Annotated in this window: 15 protein-coding genes; 4 read left to right on the top strand and 11 right to left on the bottom strand. The window is 66.4% G+C overall.

The features are described 5' to 3' along the window. Positions 1 to 246: 246 nt before the first annotated feature. The 4 genes from tal to EYW47_RS24425 all read right to left on the bottom strand — a co-directional run bounded on the left by tal (position 247) and on the right by EYW47_RS24425 (position 4,931). Positions 247 to 1,206, bottom strand: a complete 960-nt coding sequence (gene tal / locus EYW47_RS24440) for a transaldolase (RefSeq protein ID WP_133197424.1) — start codon at positions 1,204 to 1,206, stop codon at positions 247 to 249. 307 nt (positions 1,207 to 1,513) lie between these two features. Then, positions 1,514 to 2,731, bottom strand: a complete 1,218-nt coding sequence (locus tag EYW47_RS24435; protein ID WP_133197423.1) for a benzoate/H(+) symporter BenE family transporter — start codon at positions 2,729 to 2,731, stop codon at positions 1,514 to 1,516. Between the two features lie 105 nt (positions 2,732 to 2,836). Further along, complete coding sequence (locus tag EYW47_RS24430) at positions 2,837 to 4,009, bottom strand: vWA domain-containing protein (protein WP_133197422.1); 1,173 nt, start codon at positions 4,007 to 4,009, stop codon at positions 2,837 to 2,839. Positions 4,010 to 4,079: 70 nt separating this feature from the next. Continuing rightward, positions 4,080 to 4,931 carry an AAA family ATPase gene (locus EYW47_RS24425; protein WP_133197421.1) on the bottom strand — a complete coding sequence of 284 codons (852 nt, stop codon included), beginning with the start codon at positions 4,929 to 4,931 and terminating at the stop codon, positions 4,080 to 4,082. A gap of 381 nt (positions 4,932 to 5,312) precedes the next feature. On the opposite strand from EYW47_RS24425, the gene EYW47_RS24420 reads away from it, so the two are divergent. Next, positions 5,313 to 5,678, top strand: coding sequence for a c-type cytochrome (locus EYW47_RS24420; RefSeq protein WP_133197420.1), 366 nt, complete (start codon positions 5,313 to 5,315; stop codon positions 5,676 to 5,678). Between the two features lie 54 nt (positions 5,679 to 5,732). Further along, positions 5,733 to 6,131 (top strand): c-type cytochrome, encoded by a 399-nt coding sequence (locus EYW47_RS24415; protein ID WP_133197554.1) that lies wholly within the window; start codon positions 5,733 to 5,735, stop codon positions 6,129 to 6,131. 167 nt (positions 6,132 to 6,298) lie between these two features. Here EYW47_RS24415 and EYW47_RS24410 read toward each other — a convergent pair whose 3' ends face one another. From EYW47_RS24410 to rsxB, 3 genes are all read right to left on the bottom strand, one after another. After that, on the bottom strand, positions 6,299 to 6,733 hold the full coding sequence (locus EYW47_RS24410) for a DUF1841 family protein (RefSeq protein ID WP_133197419.1): 435 nt from the start codon (positions 6,731 to 6,733) through the stop codon (positions 6,299 to 6,301). A 137-nt stretch (positions 6,734 to 6,870) separates the two neighbouring features. Continuing rightward, a complete protein-coding gene (nth, locus tag EYW47_RS24405) occupies positions 6,871 to 7,515 on the bottom strand; it encodes an endonuclease III (RefSeq protein WP_133197418.1) in 645 nt (214 codons plus the stop codon). Positions 7,516 to 7,567: 52 nt separating this feature from the next. Continuing rightward, the gene (gene rsxB / locus EYW47_RS24400) at positions 7,568 to 8,557 is read right to left on the bottom strand and encodes an electron transport complex subunit RsxB (RefSeq protein WP_165976665.1); all 990 of its coding nucleotides are present in this window, start codon (positions 8,555 to 8,557) and stop codon (positions 7,568 to 7,570) included. Positions 8,558 to 8,906: 349 nt separating this feature from the next. Here rsxB and EYW47_RS24395 point away from each other — a divergent pair, with 349 nt between their 5' ends. Next, positions 8,907 to 9,539 (top strand): TetR/AcrR family transcriptional regulator, encoded by a 633-nt coding sequence (locus EYW47_RS24395; RefSeq protein ID WP_133197416.1) that lies wholly within the window; start codon positions 8,907 to 8,909, stop codon positions 9,537 to 9,539. Between the two features lie 123 nt (positions 9,540 to 9,662). On the opposite strand, the gene EYW47_RS24390 is transcribed toward EYW47_RS24395, so the two are convergent. The 3 genes from EYW47_RS24390 to EYW47_RS24380 form a co-directional block, all read right to left on the bottom strand. Further along, positions 9,663 to 10,940: a polyhydroxyalkanoate depolymerase gene (locus tag EYW47_RS24390; protein ID WP_133197415.1), complete on the bottom strand. Its 1,278-nt coding sequence runs from the start codon at positions 10,938 to 10,940 to the stop codon at positions 9,663 to 9,665. Between the two features lie 282 nt (positions 10,941 to 11,222). Further along, a complete protein-coding gene (locus EYW47_RS24385) occupies positions 11,223 to 13,100 on the bottom strand; it encodes a glycoside hydrolase family 15 protein (protein WP_133197414.1) in 1,878 nt (625 codons plus the stop codon). Positions 13,101 to 13,272: 172 nt separating this feature from the next. Further along, the gene (locus EYW47_RS24380) at positions 13,273 to 13,431 is read right to left on the bottom strand and encodes a DUF3096 domain-containing protein (protein WP_133197413.1); all 159 of its coding nucleotides are present in this window, start codon (positions 13,429 to 13,431) and stop codon (positions 13,273 to 13,275) included. A gap of 346 nt (positions 13,432 to 13,777) precedes the next feature. On the opposite strand from EYW47_RS24380, the gene EYW47_RS24375 reads away from it, so the two are divergent. Next, entirely contained in the window at positions 13,778 to 14,959 is a 1,182-nt protein-coding gene (locus EYW47_RS24375; protein ID WP_240763907.1) for a lactonase family protein, read from the top strand. A 97-nt stretch (positions 14,960 to 15,056) separates the two neighbouring features. Here EYW47_RS24375 and EYW47_RS41400 read toward each other — a convergent pair. After that, positions 15,057 to 18,856: DNA translocase FtsK (locus EYW47_RS41400; RefSeq protein ID WP_276322960.1), on the bottom strand; the 3,800-nt coding region annotated here is incomplete at its 5' end.

Raw genomic sequence — 18,856 nt, 5'->3', positions numbered from 1 at the left:
CGTCAGGGTTTGCGAGAGCGCAGACGGGAATGGAGTTTGCGCCGCTTGCCGCCGGAAAAATCGGGGCGCCGGTCAGGCGCGAAATGCAAGAGGGCCGCACATGTTGCATGTGCGGCCCCGGCGGAGGCTCAGTAGCAGCTTCGTGCGGATGTCGAAGCGGGCCTGGATGACGATGCGCACTACGCGAGATCGACCGCACGATCCGCCGCGCAGTCCATGAGCGCCTGGTGCAGGGCCCTGCGGGCTTTACCGCCCGCGCAGCTCCTCGATCATCTTTTCGAGCTTGATCGAGTCGGCGGCGAATGCGCGGATGCCTTCCGCGAGCTTCTCCGTCGCCATCGCGTCTTCGTTGAGCTGGAAGCGGAACGACGCCTCGTCCACGCCCACGCGCTCGATCTGCGCGTCCTTGAACGCTTCCGGCACGAGCTTGCGCTCGACCTTCTCAGTGCTGTCCTGAAGCTTCTGCAGCAAGTCCGGGCTGATCGTGAGCAGGTCGCAGCCGGCCAGCTCGACGATCTGGCTGGTGTTGCGGAAGCTCGCGCCCATGACCTCGGTCTGGTAGCCGAACTTCTTGTAGTACGCGTAGATCTTGCGCACCGACTGCACGCCCGGATCGTTCGCGCCGCCGTCCTTGGCGTCGTCCCAGTCGGCGCCCTTGGCCTTCTTGTACCAGTCGTAGATGCGGCCGACGAACGGCGAGATCAGCTGCGCGCCCGCTTCGGCGCACGCGGCGGCCTGCGCGAGCGAGAACAGCAGCGTCATGTTGCAGCGGATGCCGTCCTTTTGCAGCACTTCGGCCGCGCGGATGCCTTCCCACGTGGAGGCGAGCTTGATCAGCACGCGCTCGCGCGCGATGCCGGCCTGCTTGTACAGGTCGATGATGTGATGCGCCTTGTCGATCGACTTCTTCGTGTCGAACGAGAGGCGTGCGTCCACTTCGGTCGAGACGCGGCCCGGAATGATCTTGAGGATCTCGGTGCCGAAGGCGACCAGCAGGTGGTCGATGATCGATTCGACCGACTCGTTCGCGTGATCGCGCACGGTTTTTTCGAGCAGCGGCCGGTACTCGGCCTTCTGCACGGCCTTGAGGATCAGCGACGGGTTGGTGGTCGCGTCCCGCGGCTTGTATTGGACGAACTGCTGGAAGTCGCCCGTATCGGCGACGACGGTGGTGTACTGCTTGAGCTGATCGAGTGCGGTAGTCATGTCAGGCCTTGTAGGCGCATGCGCGCCGGCGTCGGTAGGAGTTGAACGGCCTCGCGCGCCCGAGCTGCTGGCTCCCGGCGCGAAGGGCGGAACGCGAAATGCAGAACGCCTGAAAACGCCTGAAAACGCGAAGAGGCGCTGCGTCGCCGCATCGGACACCGTCTTCCGCAAGTACGGGGACGGAGCGCGGGCGGCGCGCGATGCCGTGCCGGTGGGCACGGCCTACGCCATCATTTTATGGCGGATCGGGTGGCGGTGCGATGACGTGCACCGCGGTATCGCTAATGCATCGTCGATCCCCGCGCAATCAGGCCCGCCGCGCGGTCAGGATCACCTGCGTGATCACGCCCGCCACGAGCCCCCAGAACGCCGCTCCGATGGAGAGCAGCGTGAGCCCGGAAGCCGTCACCATGAACGTCACGAGCGCTGCTTCCCGCTCCTTGGGGTTCTGCATGGCGTTGGTGAGGCCGCTCATGATCGAGCCGAACAGCGCGAGCGCCGCGATGGAGACCACGAGCGCCGGCGGAAACGCCGCGAATAGCGCCGCGATGGTCGCGCCGAAGATGCCGGCGATCAGATAGAAGATGCCGCACCAGACGGCCGCCATATAGCGCTTCGTGCGGTCTTCGTGTGCGTGCGGTCCGGTGCAGATCGCCGCGGTGATGGCCGCGAGATTGATACCGTGCGAGCCGAACGGCGCGAGCACGAGCGAGGCGATGCCGGTCGTGGCGATGAGCGGCGAGGAGGGCGTGTTGTAGCCATCGGCGCGCAGCACGGCGATGCCGGGCACGTTCTGCGAGGCCATCGCCACGACGAAGAGCGGAATGCCGATGCTCACGATCGCCGAAACGGAGAACGCGGGCATCGTGAACACAGGCTTGGCGAGCGCCACGCGGAAGTGGCTGAAGTCGAGCAGCCCGAGCGCCGCGGCGGTTGCCACGCCCACCACGAGCGTGCCGACGATCGCATAGCGCGGCACCCAGCGCTTGAGCAGCAGGTACGCGAAGAACATCGTGAGCACGAGCGGCGTCTGCACTTGCGCCGCGTGAAAGATCTCGATGCCGATCTCGAACAGGATGCCCGCGAGCAGCGCCGCCGCGATGCCGGCGGGCACGCGCTTCATGAGCGCGTCGAACCAGCCGGTCACGCCCACGGCCGTAAGCAGCAGGGCGCACACGATATACGCGCCGATGGCCTCGGCATAGGGCACATGCGGCAGCGAGGCGATCAGGAGCGCCGCGCCCGGCGTCGACCAGGCGATCACCGTGGGCGCGCGATACCAGAGCGATAGCCCGATGGTCGTCACGCCCATGCCGATCGAGAGCGACCAGATCCACGAGGAAATCTGCGCCGGGGAGAGATGCGCGGCCTGGCCGGCCTGGAACATGAGCACGAGCGAGCTCGTGTAGCCGGTCATCATTGCGACGAAGCCCGCGACGATCGTGGCAACCGACGTGTCGGCAAAGGGCCGCAGTGGTCCCGGCCGGAACGTCGAAGGCAGGTCCGGGGACGAAGGCGCGGTCATGCTGGAAATCTCCTCGTTTTATGGTTGTGTGCGCAACGGTCTGGCCGCGCGCTTCGGGCTACGCGGCGAAACCTTGTGAAACAGGGCGAAGATGGTTAGGTGGCGCTATTTGCTCAGCACGCGCATGGCCGTTTCGAGCCCGGCGACCGTGAGCGGATACATGCGATGCCCGAGTATCTCGCGGATGACCGACACCGACTGGCGGTATTCCCATAGCCGCTCGGGCTCGGGATTGAGCCACGCGAAATGCGGGAACTGGTCGGCCAGACGGCGCAGCCACACGGCGCCCGCCTCGGGGTTGTTGTACTCGACCGAGCCGCCCGGCTGCAGCACTTCATAGGGGCTCATGGTCGCGTCGCCGACGAAGATGAGCTTGTAGTCGGGCGTGAACTTGTGCAGCAGGTCCCAGGTGGGCGTGCGCTCGGCGTGGCGGCGGCGGTTGTTCTTCCACAGGTAGTCGTAGACGCAGTTGTGGAAGTAGTAGAACTCGAGGTGCTTGAACTCGGCCTTCGCGGCCGAGAACAGCTCCTCGGTGCGCTTGATGTGATCGTCCATCGAGCCGCCCACGTCGAGCAGCATCAGCACCTTCACGTTATTGTGGCGTTCCGGGACCATCTTGAGGTCGAGCCAGCCGGCGTTGGCGGCCGTGCTGCGGATCGTGTCGGTGAGATCGAGCTCTTCGGCGGCGCCTTCGCGCGCGAAGCGGCGCAGGCGCCGCAGCGCCACCTTGATGTTGCGCGTGCCGATCTCGACCTGGTCGTCGTAGTCGCGGTACGCGCGCGCGTCCCACACCTTCACGGCGCTGCGCTGCCCGCCTTCGCCGCCGATGCGGATGCCCTCGGGGTTATAGCCGCCGTTGCCGAAGGGCGAGGTGCCGCCCGTGCCGATCCACTTGCTGCCGCCCTCGTGGCGCTCCTTCTGTTCCTCGAAGAGCTCCTTGAGGCGCTCCATGAGCTTGTCGAGCCCGCCCATCGCCTCGATCTGCGCGCGCTGCTCGGGTGTGAAGTCGCGCTCGAGCTTCTTTTTGAGCCAGTCTTCGGGAATCTCGAAGGCGAGCTCCGACTTCTTCTCGATGCCGCGGAAGTACGCGCCGAAGGCCTGGTCGAAGCGGTCGAAGTACTGCTCGTCCTTCACGAGCGTCATGCGCGCGAGGTAATAGAAGTCGTCGAGCGAGGGCGCGATCACGCGCTCCTTGAGCGCTTCGACGAGCGTGAGGTACTCCTTCACGGAGACCGGCAGCTTCGCGTCGCGCAGCGTGTAAAAGAAGTCGATCAGCATGCTGGTTCTCCGGCTTTGCGAGCGTGCCCCGCGCCTTGCGGCTGTCCTGGCGGCTGTTCCTGGCGGTGTGTTAGCGGTTGTGACGGTTCATGTAGATGAGCCGCTCGAAGAGGGTCATGTCCTGCTCGTTCTTGAGCAGTGCGCCGGCGAGCGGCGGCATGGACTTCGAGCCGTCCGCCGCGCGCAGGGCGTCGGGCGGAATGTCCTCGGCGAGCAGCAGCTTGAGCCAGTCGAGCAGCTCGGACGTGGACGGCTTCTTCTTCAGGCCCGCGACCTGGCGCAGCTCGAAGAAGCTTTCCATCGCCGCGTTGAGCAGATCGCGGCGGATGCCCGGATAGTGCACCTCGACGATGCGCTGCATCGTGGCCGGGTCGGGGAAGCTGATGTAGTGGAAGAAGCAGCGGCGCAGGAACGCGTCGGGCAGCTCCTTCTCGTTGTTCGACGTGATGATCACGAGCGGGCGCTGCTTCGCCTTGATGAGCTCGCGCGTCTCGTAGACGTAGAACTCCATGCGGTCGAGCTCGCGCAGCAGGTCGTTGGGGAATTCGATGTCGGCCTTGTCGATCTCGTCGATCAAGAGCACGCTTTGCTGCTCCGACTCGAACGCCTGCCACAGCACGCCCTTCACGATGTAGTTGCGGATGTCCTTCACGCGCTCGTCGCCGAGCTGCGAGTCGCGCAGGCGCGAGACCGCGTCGTACTCGTAGAGGCCTTGCTGCGCCTTCGTGGTGGACTTGATGTGCCACTGCATGAGCGGCATGTCGAGCGCCGCCGCCACTTCCTCGGCCAGCATGGTCTTGCCGGTGCCGGGCTCGCCCTTGATGAGGAGCGGCCGTTTGAGGGTGATCGCGGCGTTGACCGCGAGCTTGAGGTCGTCGGTGGCGACGTACTGCGAAGAGCCTTCGAAACGCGTGGCGCGCATGATGAACCGCTCGCTAAAAAAATCCCAGTATAAGTCAGAAGGGGTGTTGGGCCGGGGGGCGCTCGCGTATCGTTGGGTCCGCCCGATGCGGCACCCGTTTGCGGCTTGTATGAAGCGCGCGGGACACATCAGGGATGACCCGCACGCCACCCTGCCAGACCGCTCGCGAATTTTCTCATTCACGCCCGAGCCCCGTCCGGCGGGCGTGAGCGGGCATTGCCCCGGCGCTCGCCCGGTGGACGTGCGGCGGGGCGTCGCGGTATACTCGGACCGATTTTTTTCGGCCTGCACGGCGACCCAAAAGTAAAACAAGCAGTAATGCGGCGCAGGCCGTGGCCTGCGGTTCGGGCGTTCGAATCCCCTCAAGCCAGGTTGGATGCTATGAAAAAAATTGTCGGCAAGCACGTCATGTTTGGCGCATTGACAGTGCTGGCGGGCTTCGCGGCCACGGCACACGCGGATGTCGTGGGCAGCGCGAAGGCAGGGCAGGGCAAGGTTGCGATGTGTATCGGCTGTCATGGTATTCCCGACTACCGCACCGCCTATCCCGAGGTCTATCACGTGCCAATCCTGGGCGGCCAGAACGCGCAATACATCGAAAACGCGTTGCACGGCTACAAGAAGGGCGACCGCCACTTCGGGACGATGCATGCGATCGCGACGACGCTGTCCGACCAGGACATCGCCGATATCGCGGCGTATTACTCGTCGCAGACGGCTGCCACGAAAAACAATCCCGAGAAGTAACCGGCACGGGACAGGACAGGAGAATCCATGAACAAGCCCTACACGGCCGAGCACATGTCTGAGCGCGGCGTTGTTGCCGCCCGCGCCTCGCTTCTCAAGATCGCCTCTGCGGTTTGCGCCGGCACAGCGCTCACGGCCGCGCTTGCCCTGCAGCCGGCATACGCCGCCGACGCCGCCAACGGCAAGGTGCTCGCCGACAGCCACAACTGCGCGGCCTGCCACGGCGTGAACCTGAACAAGCCGGTGAGCCCCGAGTATCCGAAGCTCGCGGGCCAGCACGCCGATTACATCTATTGGGCGCTGCGCCAGTATCAGATGGGCACCGGCAACCCGAATCTCGGCCGCAACAATCCGATCATGCAGGCGCAGGTGCAGAGCCTCTCGGAGCGCGACCTGAAGGATCTGGCCGCCTACGTCGAATCGCTCAAGGGCGATCTGGTCGAGAAAAAGTAAGCGCAGCGTGCGCGCGGGCGCGTCCTGATGACAGAGGCGTCATGCGATATGCATGGCGCGCTCGCGCAAATACGAATGCGAAGCACCCCCTGAGATGCGCCTTGCCGCCTCGCACGGGGTGCTTTTTTCATGCTCGTCCCAAACCTCAGCCCGACCTCGGCCGTAGTTCAGTCGCGCGAGGCGCGCCGTTCGATGCGGGCGAGGTAAGCGTCGGTGTCGGGCGGCGTATTGGTGCGCTGGGCCTCCCAGATCGTCTCGCCGAGGCATTCCATGATGGCGTGCTGCGCGTCGTGCGTGGAGCCCAGACGCGCCGCGAGCCGGTCGTGCGCCGCGCGGATGCCCGGCGGCTGGTCGATCGAGAGCTGCTCGCTGATGGCGAGATGCATCGACAGATGCAAAAAGGGATTGCTCTGGCCGCGCTCGGGCGAATAGTCCTGTGCGGCGGCGGCTTCAGCGTCGGCGAGCTGCGCGTGGTACTCGGGGTGCTCGACGATCCAGTCGGCGGCGATCGCCTCGAGCGGCGTGAGGATTTCGCCCGCGCGCTGCTTGCGCCAGGTCTCGGTGAAAAATTGGCGGACTTCGTCGCGGCTGGGATTGAACATCGTGAATCGTGCTGAAAACGTGCGTTGGTGAGGGCTGCTGGCGAGGGCCCGAATCGGCGCAAATTCGCCAGATGCGGTGGCTCAAGCGCCGATTTTACGCCGGTGCGCGCACCGGCGCCGGGGCGCCAGCGGGTGCGTCAGAGCTCGGGCGGCGGCGTCTTCGGCTTGAATTCGCATAGCGGCTCGATCACGCAATGCCAGCATTCCGGGCGGCGCGCCTTGCACACGTAGCGGCCGTGCAGGATCAGCCAGTGGTGGGCGTCCTGACGGAATTCGGCCGGCGTGACCTTCTCCAGCGCGGTTTCCACCGCCTTCACGTCCTTGCCGGGTGCGAGGCCGGTGCGGTTGGCGACGCGGAAGATATGCGTGTCCACGGCGATGGTCGGATGGCCGAACGCCGTGTTGAGCACCACGTTCGCGGTCTTGCGCCCGACCCCCGGCAGCGCCTCGAGCGCTTCGCGCGTCTGCGGGACCTCGCCGTCGTATTGCTCGATCAGGATCTTGCAGGTGGCGATGACATTCTTCGCCTTGGTGCGGTAAAGGCCAATCGTCCTGATGTAGTCGGCGACGCCTTCCTCGCCCAGCGCGAGCACCGTCTGCGGCGTGTTGGCCACCGGAAACATCTTGCGCATGGCCTTGTTCACCGAGACGTCGGTGGCCTGGGCGGAGAGCATCACGGCGATCAGGAGTTCGAAGGGCGTCGTGAACTCCAGTTCGGTCGTCGGGTGCGGGTTGAGGCTCTGGAGCGTTTCGTAGATGGCGCGGCGCTTGGTGGCGTTCATGGCTTGTCTGCGAGGGCCGTCCGCTTGATGTGACTCATGCGGTTCATGCGGCTCATGCGGGTTTGTCGTCGTGCGGGTGGTTGTCCTGCTCGTCGCGCTCGCTGCGGTCCTGGTGTTCTTGCTGGCCGTCGTCCGGCGCGGGCGGCTCGGCTGCAGCGGGGGTGGCAGGGGCAGTTGAGGCGCCCGTGGTCTCGCTGGAGGCAGCCTGCGCTGGAGCACCTGCAACATCTGCTTCGGCGCCGATGCCCAGGCGCTTCCGGCGTGCCTCGGCGGCGTCGATTTGCGCCTGCACGTCGGCGCTCACGTGCTCGGTATTGCGCGGGGCAACGCCATGCTCGGCCAGCTCCGCTTTCTTGCGCCGCGCGCGCTCGAGCGCTGCCTGGATGATCGCTTTTTTCTTCGCTTCGGCATCGTCGGCGCCTGCAGGTGCACTCCCGGCCACAGTAGCCGCCGCGCCTCCGGCAGCGCCCGAAGCGGCAACCGGGGACGCCGCTGCCGCACGGCGTGCCGCGGCGCGCGCAACGGCTGCGTCGCGTTCGGCGGCGAGCCGCGCCTGACGGCGGTCGTGCCGCAAGCGTGCTGCATCGGCCTGTTGCTGGCTCCAGGCGTCCCAGCCCGTTGCCTCGCCGGTCACTGGAATCATCGCGATGCAGTCCACGGGGCAGGGCGCGACGCACAGGTCGCAGCCCGTGCACTCGTCCTTGACGATGGTGTGCATCTGCTTGGGCGCGCCGACGATCGCATCGACGGGGCACGCCTGCATGCACAGCGTGCAGCCGATGCACAGCTGCTCGTCGATGAAGGCCACGGGGCGCGGCCGTTCGACGCCATTCACGGGATTGATCGGGATGACCGGCTTGCCGAGCAGCTTCGCGAGGCGCGCAACGCCCTCGGCGCCGCCCGGCGGGCACTGGTTGTAGTTGGCGGTGCCGGCGGCGACGGCTTCGGCGTAAGGCCGGCAGCCGTCGTAGCCGCACTTGGTGCATTGAGTCTGGGGCAGCAGATCTTCGATGCGATCTGCCAGGGTCTTGGAATCGTTCACGGTTGCGATGTCAGGGCGGGCCCGCACATGCGCCGCCAAAGCCCGCATTATCGCCGATTTCCCGCATTGCCATCGGCGGGCCATGTGCCATAATCAAAGCACTTAATTCGAATGTTCGGGCCGTGCTTGCACCACCCGCGCACGACATCGGATCGAGTCCGCAGGACGGCGTCAAATACGCAGCGTCGGGCGAGGGGTCAAGACGACTGCAAACAAAGAAAGACCGGGAAGCGAAGGGTGTCAGTCCATTAACCCGGCGCGCTCCATGCCACGCTGCCGCACGATGGGTTTGGAGAGGCCCGGCAGCGCAAAGTGGGAAGCCGCGCGCCTATCGAGCGATCCTGCCACCATGAATCAGACGAAAATCAAAAGAGATCCTGAAGGCACGCGCCGCCGCATCCTGCTTGCCGCAGCGGAAGAGTTCGCGAGCGGTGGCCTGTTCGGCGCCCGCGTCGACCAGATCGCGCGCCGCGCGGAAACCAATGAGCGCATGCTCTACTACTACTTCGGCAGCAAGGAGCAGTTGTTCACCGCCGTGCTGGAGCACGCATTCGGCGCGCTGAACGAAGCCGAACGCGCACTCGACCTGGCCGGGCTCGCACCCGTCGAGGCGATCACGCGGCTCGCGCATTTCGTTTGGGACTACTACCGCGATCATCCCGACCTCCTGCGGCTCGTGAACAACGAGAATCTGCACGAGGCGCGCTACATGCAGAAGTCCACCCGCATCCACGAGATGGTCTCGCCGATCGTCGCCACGCTCGGCTCCATCCTCGCGCGCGGCGAGGCCGCCGGGCTCTTTCGCGCGAACGTCGATCCGCTGCGCCTGTACGTGACGCTCTCGGGCATGGGCTACTACATCGTGTCCAACCGCTACACGCTCAACGCCACGCTCGGACGCGACTTCAGCACGAGCGCCGAGCGCGCCGAGATCATTCAGCTCAACACCGAGATGCTGCTCGCGTTCTTGATGCGCAAATGAGCCGCAACTGACGGGCCAATGAAAAACGCCGCGCTCTGAGTGAACAGAGCGCGGCGTCCGGCATTGCGTTGGCCTGCGTTTGTGTCAGGCTTCGAGCTTCGTTGGCGCCCGAAAGCGTCGAGGTCACGCTACGGCGCTTTCCTTTGCATTCTGCTTCGTGCGTTGATGCTGGCGGATGAAGTCGCGCAATTGCGGATAGATGATCGTGCGCCAGCGGCGGCCAGAGAAAATGCCGTAGTGGCCGCACTTTTCCGCCGTCAGGTGATGCTTCTCGTGCTCGGGGATGCCGGTGCACAGGTCGTGCGCGGCGTGTGTCTGGCCGGAGCCCGAGATGTCGTCGAGCTCGCCTTCGATCGTGAAGAGCGCCGTCTCGCGGATATCCTGCGGCCGCACGCGCTCGCCCGCGACGTCCCACGTGCCTTCGGCGAGGCTGAAGTCCTGGAACACCGTCTGAATGGTTTCGAGGTAGTACTCGGCGGCCATGTCGAGCACCGCGTTGTATTCGTCATAGAAACGGCGATGTGCTTCGGCATCCTCTTCGTCGCCGCGCAAGAGGCTCTTGTAGAAGTCCCAGTGCGCGCTGGTGTGGCGGCCCGGATTCATCGCGACGAAGCCCGCGTGCTGCAGGAAGCCCGGATAGACCTCGCGCCCTTCGCCCGGATAGTTGGCGGGCACCGTGTGAATCACGTTGTTCGCGAACCATTCCATCGAATGCTCGGTGGCGAGCGAATTGACTGCCGTGGGGGAGCGGCGCGCGTCGATCGGGCCGCCCATCATCGTCATGGTGAGCGGGGTGGGCTCGCCGCGGCTCGCCATGAGCGAGATGGCTGCGAGCACCGGCACCGTGGGCTGGCACACCGAAAGCACGTGCAGGTTCTTCGCGCCGATATGGCGGATGAATTCCTGGATGTACGCGATGTAGTCGTCCAGGTGGAACGGACCGGCTTCGAGCGGGACCATGCGCGCGTCGATCCAGTCGGTGATATAGACCTTGTGGTCCTGCAGCAGCGTGCGCACGGTGTCGCGCAGGAGCGTCGAATGGTGGCCCGAGAGCGGCGCGCACACGAGCACCACGGGCTCGTCCTTGAGCGCGGAGACGGCCGACGGATCGTCGGCGAAGCGCTTGAAGCGCAACAGCCGGCAAAACGGCTTTTCGATGATGGTCTGCTCGACGATCGGGATGTTGAAGCCATCCTTCTCGATCTGGCGGATGTCGAACTCGGGTTTCTCGTAGTCCTTGCCGAGACGGTAGAGCAGCTCGTAGCCCGCGGCGAGGCGTGTGGCGCCCGGCACGAGCGAGAACGGGCTCGACGGATTCGAGAACGACTTGGAGGCGGCTTGCGCCCACGCGGTAAGCGGGCTCAGCAAGGCGCGCTGAAATTCACGGATTTGGTAGAGCATGGACGCTCCAGCATCAGGGGCGGTTCGCCCCCGGGCCGCGCAGGGATTGCGCGGCGCAGAAGCGGGCCACTAGTTGGTCGGTCAGCCTGTTTATCGGCTTTGGGGCCGGCCGGTTCAGCGGCACGGCATACGGCTTGCCGCGAGCGAACGAGAATCCTCGTGCCGGAATCCGCAGCCTGACTTCCGGCGAATTCCAGTTCGTTGTGCAACGCAGCAACCCAGATTCCAAGTGTAGCGCACTTGACGCCGGTGTATGGGGGCTTTGCGTGCGGTTTCGTACTTTTACGATGCGTTGTTTGTCGCCGCTGCCAGATCGGAATCGATCGGCAGAACGCCGCCAACCGCCGGATGCCCCGTCGCCCGGGCCATCTCCTGCTCATGGCGCATCAAATTCAGACCCGTATGAACGAGTGCCACATGGGAGAACGCCTGTGGGAAATTCCCCACAAGCCGGCCAGCGATCGGGTCGTATTCCTCGGCGAGCAGCCCGACGTCGTTGGCGAGCGCGAGCAGGCGCTCGTACATCTTGCGCGCGTCGTCCATGCGGCCCTGCAGCGCGAGGTTGTCCACCATCCAGAAGCTGCAGGCGAGGAACGTGCCTTCGCCGGGCGGCAAGCCGTCGTTGAAGTCGGTGGTGCGGTAGCGCATCACGAAGCCTTCGCACATCAGGTCGCGCTCGATGGCCGCGACCGTGCCCGCGATGCGCGGGTCGGAGGCCGGTAAAAAGCCCACGAGCGGCATGAGCAGGAGGCTCGCGTCTAGATCGGTGCCGCCGTAGATCTGGGTGAACGAGTTGAGCGAAGGATTGAAGCTGCGCTCGCAGATGGTCGCGTGGATGGTGTCGCGCAGCTCGCGCCAGTGATCGAGCGGGCCCGGCAGGTCGAACTTCTCGGCCGAGCGGATGCAGCGGTCGAACGCCACCCACGCCATGACCTTCGAGAAGGTGAAGTGCTGGCGCCCGCCGCGCGTCTCCCAGATGCCTTCGTCGGGCTCCGTCCAGATCTTCTCGAGATGCTCGAGCATCGCGCACTGGATCGACCACGCGGTTTCGTCGGCCTGCAGGCCGCCCACGCGCGCGAGGTGCAGCGCGTTCATGACTTCGCCATAGACGTCGAGCTGCAACTGCCCGACCGCGTTGTTGCCCACGCGCACGGGCTTCGAGCCCTCGTAGCCCGGCAGCCAGTCGAGCTCGAACTCGGGCAGGCGGCGCTCGCCGGCGAGGCCATACATGATCTGCAACTGCGAGGGCGAGCCTGCCATCACGCGGCCGAGCCACGCGCGCCAGGCACGCGCCTCGTCGTAGTAGCCGCCGCGCATCATCGCGAGCAGCGTGATGGTGGCGTCGCGCAGCCAGCAATAGCGGTAGTCCCAGTTGCGCGAGCCGCCCAGCTGCTCGGGCAGCGAGGTGGTGGGCGCCGCGACGATGCCGCCGGTGGGCTCGAAGGCGAGCGCCTTGAGCGTGATGAGCGAGCGGCGGATGGGTTCGGCCCAGCGGCCCTCGACGGTACTGCGCGCCGACCACTCCTCCCAGAAGTTCTCGGTGCGCGCGAGCGCCGTGAACGGATCGCGCGGCGGCGGCGGGCGCAGATGCGAGGCCGCGTAGGCCATCGAGAACGGCACGCGCTCGCCTGCGCTCACGTCGAATTCGGCGACGGTGCGCATGTTCTCGCCTTCGAGGTCGACGGGCGTGCGCAGCACGACCGTGTCCGGGCCGACGGTTGCCTTGATGCCGCTCTCGTAAGCGAGGCGGCTCACCCACGGCACCGAAAAGCCGTAGTCGAAGCGCAGCACGAGCTCGCACTGCATGCGCACGGTGCCGCGCCGGCCCACCACGATCCGCACGAGCTCGCTCCAGCCGTTGCCGGGCGGCATGAAGTCGATGAGCGTGACGGCGCCTTCGGGCGTCTCGAAGTCGGTTTCGAGGATCAGCGTGTCGCCGCGATAGCGGCGCGTGGTCTTGACTTCGGCTTTGGAGCCGTCGGCCGGCGGGGCCGGCGCGATCAGCCAGCGGCCGTTCTCTTCGGTGCCGAGCAGTGCCGCGAAGCACGCGCCGGAGTCGAAGCGCGGCCAGCAGAGCCAGTCGATGGAGCCTTCGCGGGACACGAGCGCGGCCGTGTGGCCGTCGCCGATCATTGCATAGTCTTCGATGAGTGCAGGCATGGTAAGCAGATTGACAGCATTGTGCCTGGAGCGGATACGGCACGGGCACGCACAAGATTAGTGGGTGCGGGGGGCCTCGCGCAACGCGTTTTACTGCCTGTCGCGCACAAATCACTCGTGCGGGAACTTTCACCGCACTTTCGCGAAGATTCCAACGCCGCGGCCGCAAGCATCAAAAATGCCCGAGATGCCCGTTCGTGCCGAACAGCCCAATGAGACCGATGATGATGAGATACAACGCGACGATGTAATTGAGCAGGCGCGGCACCACGAGGATCAGGATGCCGGCGATGAGCGAGACGAGCGGGCCGATGGCGAGATGGAGGTCCATGTTTTCTCCCTGGGGGGTGCAAGGCCGGTGTTGCGAAGCCGGTGGGGGGAGGCGGGCTGCGCGCGCAACGCCCAGCCACGCGCAAGCTCTCTTATACTGGGCCTCAATCCCTCAAACGTTGGCGCCGGCACATCGGTGTTTGCGCAACGCTCGGTTGCATCGACTCGCACCGACTCGTGCCGCCGCGCGCTGCCGATCCGCCCCAGCTTCGACAAGAAAAAAGGAGGTCGACATGTTTCAGGCCCATGACGCCGCAATCGCCATGCCCGTGCCTGCGTATCGGCACCGTGCGCCGCGCGCGAAGAAGCGCGGCCTCATTCATCAGATCATCAAGGGTATTGCCATCATGGCCTCAGTTGCCACAACGCTCGCCGCAACCCAGGCGCTCGCCCAGACCAGCGCGGGCACGGCGCCCGCCGACGCGGCAGCCAATGGCGTCTACGACCTGCTCGTCGGCACCTATACCGGTGGCAAGAGCGAGGGCATCTACGTCTATCGCTTCGATTCGAAGACGGGCGACGCCCAGCAGGTGAGCGTCGCGAAGACGGTGAATCCGTCGTATCTCGTGGTGAGCCAGGACAAGCGCTTCGTCTATGCCGTAAACGAGCTGCCCGGCGACAACGGCCCGGCGAGCCTGCGCGGCGACGTGAGCGCGTTCGGCTTCGACGCCGCGAGCGGCCAGCTCACGTTCCTCGACAAGGTGTCCGCGCAGGGCAACGATCCGTGCTATCTGAAACTCTCGCCGGACGGCCGCTATCTCTTCGTCGCCAACTATTCGGTGGCGGCGGACCCCGGCGGCAGCTTCGCGGTGCTGCCCGTCGAGCAGGACGGCAAGCTTGGGGCATCGGTGCTCACCGTGCACCACGAGGGCAGCGGTCCGGTGAAGGGGCGCCAGGACAACGCGCACGTGCATTCCACAGTGTTCTCGCCAGATGGCCATTACCTCTTCACCCAGGATCTCGGCACCGACAAGCTCTGGACCTACCGCTACACGCCCGACGGCAGCCGCGGCCTCGTGAGCCCGGCCGAGTGGCGCTACACCGACGTGAAGGCCGGCTCGGGCCCGCGTCACCTCGTCTTCGGCAACGACGGCCGCTTCGCGTACCTCACGAGCGAGCTGGCCGCCACGGTGAGCGTGTTCGGCTACCACGACGGGCGCATGACGCTCGAGCAGGTCGAGAAACTGGCGGAGCCGGGCTTCAAGGGCGCGGTGGGCGCGGCGGCGCTGCACCTCTCGCCGGACGGCAAGTTCCTGTACGTCTCGAACCGCGGCGATGCCAACGATATCTCGATCTTCGCCGTCGACACGCACAACGGCAAACTCAAGCGTGTGGGCCGTCAGTCGAGCCTCGGCAAGTCGCCGCGCGAGTTCGCTATCGATCCGAGCGGCCAGTGGCTCGTCGTCGGCAACCAGAACAGCGACACGGCCTACGTGTTCCGCCGCAATCAGGAGACGGGGCTGCTCGAGCCGAATCCGAAGCGTATCGATATCGGCTCGCCTGTCGACTTCAAGTTCGTCGCGCCCTGATCGCTCTGCAAGCGGTTTGTCGCGGACAAAAAACAAACGCCGTGCCGGACGAATCCGGCACGGCGTTTTGCATTGCTGGTTTCGACTGCCGCGAGCCTTACTCGGCCTGGCCCGGCACGAGCACTTCGCGGCTGCCGTTGATGCCCATCGGCGAGACGAGGCCCGCCGCTTCCATCTGCTCGACAAGTCGCGCGGCGCGGTTATAGCCGATGCGCAATTGCCGCTGCACCGAGGAGATCGACGCGCGCCGCGTGCGCACGACGAACGCCACGGCCTCGTCGTAGAGCGGATCGGCTTCCGCGTCGGGCGAGTCGCCGAAGAGGTCCTGCGGCGCGCCTTCGCCGGCCGGCCCGTCGAGAATGCCCTCGACATACTCGGGCTCGCCGAACTGCTTCAGATACTCGACCACGGCATGCACTTCCTCGTCGGCGACGAACGCGCCGTGCACGCGCTGCGGATAGCCCGTGCCTGGCGGCAGGAACAGCATGTCGCCCTGGCCGAGCAGCGACTCGGCGCCCATCTGGTCGAGAATCGTGCGCGAGTCGATCTTCGAGGACACCTGGAAGGCCACGCGCGTCGGGATGTTCGCCTTGATGAGACCCGTGATGACGTCGACCGAAGGACGCTGCGTCGCAAGGATCAGGTGGATGCCGGCGGCGCGCGCCTTTTGCGCGAGACGCGCGATTAGCTCTTCGATCTTCTTGCCCGCGACCATCATGAGGTCGGCGAGCTCGTCGATCACCACCACGATCATCGGCAGCGGCGAAAGCGGCTCGGGCGCCTCGGGCGTGAGCGAGAACGGATTGCCGATCTTTTTCTCGCGCGCTTCGGCGTCGCGGATCTTCTGGTTGAAGCCCGCGAGATTGCGCACGCCCACGGCCGACATCAGCCGGTAGCGCTTCTCCATCTCACCCACGCACCAGTTCAGCGCGTTGGCGGCGAGCTTCATGTCGGTGACCACGGGCGCGAGCAGATGCGGAATGCCCTCGTACACGGAGAGCTCGAGCATCTTCGGGTCGATCATGATGAGCCGCACGTCCTCGGGCGTGGCCTTGTAGAGGAGCGAGAGGATCATCGCGTTGATCGCCACCGACTTGCCCGAGCCGGTCGTGCCCGCGACCAGCATGTGCGGCGCCTTGGCGAGGTCCGTGACGATCGGATGGCCGACGATGTCCTTGCCCATCGCGATCGTGAGCTTCGACTGCGAGCGATGGTACGGCGCCGATTCGAGGATCTCCGAGAGACGGATCATCTGCCGGCGCGCATTGGGCAGCTCGAGGCCCATGCAGGTCTTGCCGGGGATGGTCTCGACCACGCGGATCGACGTGAGGCCGAGGCCGCGCGAGAGGTCCTTCATCAAGCCGACGATCTGGCTGCCGCGCACACCGAGCGCGGGCTCGACTTCGAAGCGCGTGATGACCGGGCCCGCCGAGGCGCCGACCACGATGACGGGCACCTTGAATTCCTGCAGGCGCTGCTCGATCAGCTGGCTCGTTTCGGCGAGCTTCTGCTCGGAGACGGGCTCGATTTCGGACGAGGCGCATTCGAGCAGATCGAGGCCGGGCAGTTCGACCGCCGATGCGCTGAGCGGCTGGAACTCGAACGAGGTCGGCGCATGGCCGCGCACGGGCTGGCGCGGCGCCGCTTCGGGCTGAGGCCCACCAGGCGCGGTTGGCGCGCTGTTGTCCTGGTCCACCGTCGCGGCCGGTGGTTGGGCTGTGGTTGTGGCCGGTTGTGGTTGCGCCCAGGGCGGGGGCGCACTGACGTAGCCGCCTGCTGCAATGCTCGCGGGCGCCTGGGCCGCCGTTGCATCGTGCGCGGTGGTCGTCGCAGGCGCGGCGGATTGCGGTTCAGCTCCGGTGGCCGTTGCAACGAACGACGCTGCGCCAGGCACGGGCTCCGGCGCGGGAGTCGTGGTCACGGCGGGCGCGCTTGCGGGGCCAGCCACTGCGGATGCCGGCGCCGCCGTGGTGGCGTGCGGTGCCGCAGGACCCGGCTGCCACGGTTCTTCTGACTGCGAGCCGGAGGCCGCGGTAGCGGGCGCATCGGTCGCGCGGACGGACGCGGCAGCGAACGAGACCGGCATCGGCGGGGTGGGGGCAAGCACAGGCGACCAGGGCGCGAAGTTTGCCGGCGTAACGGGCGCCGGATGCGTGGTAACCGGCGCGGCGGCGAGAAACGACGGCACTTCAACGAGGAACGCCGGCGTGAAAGCGCTGGCATGCGGCGTGAGCGTCGGCGCATCGTGGTCGAGCGGAGCGTCGTCGGGCTGCGCGGCGCTCTCAGGTGGATCCTGTGCGATGGCGCTGGCACCTGCCGGTGTGGGCTGGACAGCGTGCAACGGTTCGCTCGCAATGCGCGGGAAGCGGATGACGTTTTCGGCGCTTTCCGGTTCGGACGCATCGCGCGTTGCCTCTGGCAGCGGCGGCTCGTGCGTGACCGTTGCGGCATCGTCCTTTTGGGGCAGCACGGGCGACTGCGCGGCATGAGTCGCGGCGATGTCTTCAGATGCCGGAAGGCCGGTCACGTGAGGCGATTGCTCACACCACTGCTCGTGCGTGACGGTTGCGGCGTCGTCATGCCGGGGCGGCACGGGCGACTGCGCGGCATGAGTCGCGGCAATGCCTTCAGGCGCCGGACGGCCGGTCACGTGAGGCGATTGCTGCCACCACTGCTCGTGCGTGACGGTTGCGGCGTCGTCATGCCGGGGCGGCACGGGCGACTGCGCGGCAATAGTCGCGGCAGTGCCTTCAGACACCGGAAGGCCGGTCACGTGAGGCGATTGCTCTGCGGTCGAGGCGGCTTCGTCGGCGGCTGTGATTGCCGGTTCGGCTGCGTTGGGTTCATCGTCGAGCAAGACCCATGGCATGCCTTGATCGAAGCTCGGCCAGTGGATCGGCGAGCTTGCGGGCGGTTCTGCCGGTGGCGTTGCAGCGGGCGACGTTGCCGTTGCGGCGGGCGCGACCGGGGCGACTTCCGCTGGTGTTGTTTCGGCCACGGCCTGCGCGGCGAATGCCGGTGCCGATGCAACAGCAGCCGGCGGCGCGTCGTCTTCTTGCGCATCGATGAGGAACGAGGGCAGGGAGATCGGGGTCGAGGCGTCGTCGGCGTAAGTCCACGGTTCCCCAGACTCGGAGGTGTCGAGTCGTGTAACCGCCGCCATCGGGGCCGCAGGCGTCACGGGCGCAAAGACGGATTCGTCCGGCTGCGCCAGAAACGGCGAAGCGGGCGCTGCATCGTCGCGCATGCTCATGGGCTCTTGAGCGAATTGCGCCGGTGCGGCGTCCGCAGGCACGGCGGAAGTCACTCCGGAAGGCACGGCGGAATCTTCGCCTGCTGCATCAGCCGGGGCCGCTTCATCTTGCGCCGCCGTCTGCGGCGCTTGCGCGATCTGCGGTGCGATGAGCGGAAACTGCGCGCTCGCCGGGGCAGGGCTCGCATCGCCGGGCGCGACGGCAGCGCCTGCATGGGCGGGCACGTCGGTGTGCGCAGCGGGCTGGTCGATGCTGTTGCGGCGTGCGAGGCTCGCACCCGCGAGCGTCGTCCAGCGGGCGGCGTTTTCCTCGATCGAGCGCAAGGTTTCGAGCACGCTCGTCGAGAGCGGTGCCTGCGGCGCGGATGCCGCACCGTGCGCCGGGCGGGAATAGGCCGGCGTGACCTGGCTGGCGTCCGCGAGCGGTGCGGTTGCGGACGCACTGAATTGCATGCCGAACCGCGTTCCGGGCGTGCGTTGCGCCGTGTTGGGCGTGCTCTTCGTCGGCCAGACGAACGGACGTTGCGGCTTTTGCTGACGCGCTTGCGGCGCGGCCGCGGCGGCCGCGCGCGCAGCCGTGCTGCCCGCAACGGGCGGCGGCGCACTGCGGCGCACGGGGGCCGGTTGCGCAAAGGGCGAAACCA

The organism is Paraburkholderia silviterrae (genome assembly GCF_004353915.1).
In the GTDB taxonomy this organism is placed as follows: Bacteria; Pseudomonadota; Gammaproteobacteria; order Burkholderiales; family Burkholderiaceae; genus Paraburkholderia; species Paraburkholderia silviterrae.
The sequence above is the reverse complement of the archived record's forward strand: the minus strand, read 5'-3'. Positions and strand labels throughout refer to the sequence as shown.